Raw genomic sequence first — 4,853 nt, 5'->3', positions numbered from 1 at the left:
CTGCTTGTAGTTGTTGCCCAACACCAGGCCGCCGACTTCGTCGGTCATGCTGGCCAGCAGCTGGTTGCGCTGCTTGTCGGTCATGTCGCCGGCCTGCACCACTTCGTTGAGCAGGATCTTGATGTTCACTTCGTGGTCGGAGCAGTCCACGCCACCGGCGTTGTCGATGAAGTCGGTGTTGGAACCGCCGCCATTGAGGCCGAACTCCACACGACCCAGTTGAGTCATGCCCAGGTTGCCGCCCTCGCCCACCACCTTGCAGCGCAGCTCGTTGCCGTTGACCCGCAGAGCGTCGTTGGCCTTGTCGCCGACGTCGGCGTGGCTCTCGGTGCTGGCCTTGACGTAGGTGCCGATACCGCCGTTCCACAACAGGTCCACCGGCGCCTTGAGCAAGGCGTTGAGCAGCTCGGTCGGGGTCAGCTTGTCGGCCTGGATGTCGAAGCGTTCTTTCATCTGCGGCGAGATGGCGATGCTCTTCGCGCTACGCGAGAAGATGCCGCCGCCTTCGGACATGATGCTGGTGTCGTAGTCGGTCCAGGCCGAACGCGGCAGCTCGAACATGCGCTGGCGCTCGACGAAGCTGGTGGCCGGGTTCGGGTTCGGATCGATGAAGATGTGCAGGTGGTTGAACGCGGCCACCAGTTGCAGCTTGTCGGACATCAACAGGCCGTTGCCGAACACGTCGCCGGCCATGTCGCCGACGCCGACCACGGTGATGCTGTCTTCCTGGACATTGATGCCGCGCTCGCGGAAGTGGCGCTGTACGCCAACCCACGCGCCCTTGGCGGTGATACCCATTTTCTTGTGGTCGTAACCGGCGGAACCGCCGGAGGCGAAGGCGTCACCCAGCCAGAAGCCGTAGTCGATGGCGATGCCGTTGGCGATGTCGGAGAAGGTTGCGGTGCCTTTGTCGGCCGCGACCACCAGGTACGGGTCATCGTTGTCGTGACGCACCACGTTGGCCGGTGGCACCAGGGCGCCGTCTTTCAGGTTGTCGGTGATGTCCAGCAGGCCGGAGATGAAGATGCGGTAGCAGGCGATGCCCTCGGCCGCGATCTCGTCCCGGCTGCCGCCCAGTGGCAGGCGACGGGGCAGGAAGCCGCCCTTGGCGCCCACCGGCACGATCACCGAGTTCTTCACTTGCTGGGCTTTTACCAGGCCCAGGACTTCGGTACGGAAGTCTTCTTCACGGTCGGACCAGCGCAGGCCGCCGCGGGCAACGTTGCCGAAGCGCAGGTGCACGCCTTCCACCCGTGGCGAGTAGACGAAGATCTCGAACTTGGGCACCGGTTTCGGCAGCTCTGGGATCGCGTGCGGGTTGAACTTGAAGCTGAAGTACGACTTGTTCTGGCCGTTGGCGTCGGTCTGGTAGAAGTTGGTCCGCAGGGTGGCCTTGATCAGGTCCAGGTAGCGACGCAGGATGCGGTCTTCGTTGAGCACCTGAACGTCGTCCAGGGCGGTGAGGATCGCCTGCTCCAGACGCTGCTGCTTGTCTTCCAGGTCGTCGCTGGTGAGCTTGCGCGCCAGGTAGAAACGGGTCTTGAACAACCGAGTCAACTCGCGGGCGATGTCGGTGTGGTTGTTCAGGGTGCTGGCGATGTAACCCAGGTCGAAGCCCAGGCGGATCTGCTTCAGGTAGCGGGCGTAGGCACGCAGCAGCGCCACGTCGCGCCATGGCAGGCCGGCGGTCAGCACCAGGCGGTTGAAGGCATCGTTCTCGGCATCGCCACGGACGATGTGGACGAAGGCGTCCTGCAGCGTGTCGTTGAGCTGCTGGATGTCCAGGTCCAGGCCTTCGGCGGCGGTGAAGGCGAAGTCGTGGATCCAGTACTCGCGGCCGTTGTTGTGACGCAGGCGGTACGGGAACTCACCCAGTACCCGCAGGCCGAGGTTTTCCAGGATCGGCAGCACGTCGGACAGCGCCAGCGGGGTGTCGGCGTGGTACAGCTTGCAATGCAGCTCGCGCTGGCCGGAGACCTGGCCCAGGGGCTGGTAGAAGCTCATCACCAGCGGGTTGGCTTCGGTGAGGCTCAGCAGGTGCTGCATGTCCACCACGGCCGAGTGCGCGGCAAAGCGCTCGCGGTAGCCGGCCGGGAAGCCTTTGGGGAAGTCCGCCAGCACATTGGTGCCGTGGGCTTCGCCGAAGCTTTCCACTACCAGGCTGGCGTAGTCGTCCTGCCAGCTGCGGCAGGCCTGCACCACTTCTTTTTCCAGCAGCAGCGGGTCGATGTCGATGCGCTGCTTCGGGTCCACCCGCAGGATCAACTGCACGCGGGCCAGCACCGACTCGGAGAAGAAGGTCCAGAACTCACAGTCAGTGGCTTGCAGGCGATCCATCAGCACTTGCTGGATCTTCTGCCGCACTTCGGTGGAATAGATGTCGCGCGGCACGTAGGCCAGGCAGTAGCAGAAGCGACCGTACGGGTCCTTGCGCAGGAACACGCGGATCTTGTTGCGTTCCTGGATCTGCACGATGGACATCACGGTGCTGAACAGCTCGTCCACCGGGGTCTGGAACAGATCGTCCCGGGGCAGCACTTCCAGGACCTGGGCCAGTTCCTTGCCCAGGTGCGCCTTGGCCTGGAAGCCCGAGCGCTGCTCGATGACTTCGACCTTGCGGCGGATGTAAGGGATCACTCGCACGCTTTCGCCGTACACCGAGGAGGTGTAGAGGCCCATGAAGCGGCATTCCTTGATGACCTTGCCGTCGGCATCGATCTGACGGATCGAGACGAAGTCCGGGTAGGCCGGACGGTGCACGCGGCTCGGGTGCGCCGCCTTGGCGAACGACAGCGGCGTCGGTTCGCGCAGGTAGTTGACGGCGTAGTCTTCGATGCGCAGGTCATCGCTGGTGAGGCCGGCGCGCAGCAGCTTGGCCAGACCGAGGAAGGAGCTCGGGTCATATTCGATATGCCCGCCATCCTGATCGGCGCCGACCACGAACTCTTCGTAGCCGAGGAAGGTGAAGTGGTTGCCCACCAGCCATTCGAGGAAGCTCTTGATCTCGGTCCTTTCATCGGCAGCGATGGCGAACTGGCTGTTGTCGATGCTTTCGATCAGTTCCTGGACCTTGGCCTTCATCGGCTCGAAGTCGGCCACGGCGACCCGCACTTCACCCAGTACCTGCTCCAGCTCCTTGCCCAGCACGCTGAGTTCGGCGGCGTTGGCGCAGCGGTCGATCTCCAGGTACATCAGCGACTCTTGCTGCACGCCTTCGCCCTGGGTGCCCTTGGGCAGGATTTCCAGCAGCTCGCCCTTGCTGCCGCGACGTACGCTGAGCACGGTGGTCTGCAAGGTGTGGATGCTGTAGCCGCGACGGTTGAGCTCGGTGCGGACCGAGTCCACCAAAAACGGCAGGTCATGGTGCAGGACTTCCACCGCGGTGTGGGTCGACTGCCAGCCATGACGTTCGTAATCGGGGTTGTAGACGCGCACTTGCGGTTGCGCGTGATCGAAGCGCTCAAGCAGGCGCCAGGCAGAAAGGGTGCAGCCCGCCAGGTCGGACATGCGACGCTGGGTGAGTTCGTCCAGGGAAATGATGCCGAAGAATTGTTCAGCGAACAGCGCCACTTGTGGCAGTGCCTGTTCACTGATGTGCTGCGCCAGTGCCGCTTGCAGTTGGTGCTGGAAGTCGGCCTTGCTGGCTGCGGTGAAGAACGCCATCTGTGGTACTCCGCTTGGGCTTGTTATTGATGGTAGCGTCGCGTGCAAACCCCTTGCGGGGCGGTGGTGCATCCTGCTCCTGGTCTCGGGCAGAGGTTGCAGGATGCCAGGTGGGTGAAGCTGGACGAGACGCGCAGGTCACATTCACCTTCCCGGGATGGGCATCTGCAAAAACGACTGGCGCTTTCAGACCGCGCAATGCCTTTACAGGTGACCATCGCAAATCAGACGCAACCTATTGCACTAAGAACAAATTGTCCGCTGCGCAGCTTAACGAGTGCGATGTGACAGCTGCTTGCGATGCTGCGACATATTCGGTCAACGGCACGCAACCGGCGGAAGGTGCCCTGAACAACACTAGCAGCCAGCACAGAAAAACCAGGGTTTTCTCCCGGTTTCACGGTACTTGCGTACCAGAAGTGACTCTGCAGGCGGTTTGCGTTCACGACCTGTTCTCTGACAGACAGGCCAGCAGAAATTCCATCGGGCTGGCAGAATTGCTTCTTTTTGCACCGTCCGGCCGCTGCCGGCCCCAGCCCCAGGAATGCGCCATGCACATGACCACTGCCCACCTGATCGCCAACCCTTGCGACGACGAAGAAGACAACATGGCCATGCTCTGCTGCCACAGCAGCCAGGGCGAGATGTTCCTGATGAGCCGCTACCCGGACGAGGACGAACTGGAAATCACCCTCGACGGCGAGCCCTCGACCCTCGATGGCGTCAAGGTCACCCTCAGCCCCACCACCCTGCTGATCGAGATTGCCGCGGCCGACGCCGACGCCCTGAACGGTTCCGAGCACCTGGAAATCCGCCACAACACCGCCGCCTCGGACCTGGCCGAAGTGGAAGCGACCCTGCAGAACATCCTCAAGGGCACCGGCACCTACATCAGCCAGTTGTCCTGACCCGCCGCCCTTCCCGGTAGGAGCTGGCTTGCCAGCGAAGGCGTCTTCGGCCCCGCCGCAAACCTTGCCGGCCCCTTCGCCGGCAAGCCGGCTCCTACCAGAACCCCAGCACCGCGCCCGAGCGTAGGAGCTGGCTTGCCAGCGAAGGCGTCTTCGGCCCCGCCGCAAACCCTGCCGGCCCCTTCGCCGGCAAGCCGGCTCCTACCAGAACCCCAACACTGCGCCCGAGCGTAGGAGCTGGCTTGCCAGCGAAGGCGTCTTCGGTCCCGCCGCAAACCTTGT

At 63.3% G+C, this 4,853-nt stretch carries 2 protein-coding genes; one reads left to right on the top strand and one right to left on the bottom strand.

The window, feature by feature from the left end:
- On the bottom strand, positions 1-3,663 hold a 3,663-nt coding region (locus BLX41_RS12455; RefSeq protein WP_259744776.1), incomplete at its 3' end, for an NAD-glutamate dehydrogenase.
- Between the two features lie 551 nt (positions 3,664-4,214).
- Between BLX41_RS12455 and BLX41_RS12450 the strand changes: the two genes are divergently transcribed.
- A complete protein-coding gene (locus tag BLX41_RS12450) occupies positions 4,215-4,571 on the top strand; it encodes a hypothetical protein (protein ID WP_123725110.1) in 357 nt (118 codons plus the stop codon).
- Positions 4,572-4,853: the final 282 nt, after the last annotated feature.

It is taken from the genome of Pseudomonas protegens (assembly GCF_003732485.1).
GTDB lineage: Bacteria > Pseudomonadota > Gammaproteobacteria > Pseudomonadales > Pseudomonadaceae > Aquipseudomonas > Aquipseudomonas protegens_B.
Note: the sequence above shows the minus strand (reverse complement) of the source record. Positions and strands in the feature narration are given on the sequence as shown.